This window comes from Bacillus sp. AFS001701, from assembly GCF_002559405.1.
Classification (GTDB): domain Bacteria; phylum Bacillota; class Bacilli; order Bacillales; family Bacillaceae_G; genus Gottfriedia.
Genome location: NZ_NTZO01000637.1, coordinates 1 through 436, shown reverse-complemented (window position 1 = coordinate 436; position 436 = coordinate 1). Strand labels below are relative to the sequence as shown.

Sequence of the window (436 nt, the reverse complement as noted above, 5' to 3'; positions counted from 1 at the left end):
GCATTTATCCCATTTGGAATTTATATCAGTATGCTAAAACCAAATTGGTCTTTCTTGAAAAAGATTGCAGTAATAGCAGGAGTTAGTTTGGTATTTGAAGTATTACAATTTATCTTTGCTATAGGAGCTAGCGATATAACTGACTTTTTGGGAAATACATTGGGTGGAATTATTGGAATTGGAGTTTATATTGTATTTTGTAGGCTGTTTAGTACAAAGGCAAATAAAATCCTTAATGTTTTAACTTCAATCGGAGTGATATTCCTTGTTGCATTAGTTTTAGTATTAATTAGTGGTGTTATTAGGTTTAAATAGTAATTGGAGATAAGACATCTATCTTAGGGTGGCTTTTTTGCTAATCTCCCATGAGTGCTACCCCTATAGGGCGCGACAGTCGGTGGTACACCGTGGTGGTCGGAGTCAGACTAAATGATGG

General features: G+C 35.3%; 1 protein-coding gene. It reads left to right on the top strand.

Translation table 11 applies throughout. The features are described 5' to 3' along the window. Positions 1-315, top strand: a 315-nt coding sequence (locus CN514_RS24255; protein WP_176526062.1) for a VanZ family protein, incomplete at its 5' end; no start/stop codon positions are given. Positions 316-436: the final 121 nt, after the last annotated feature.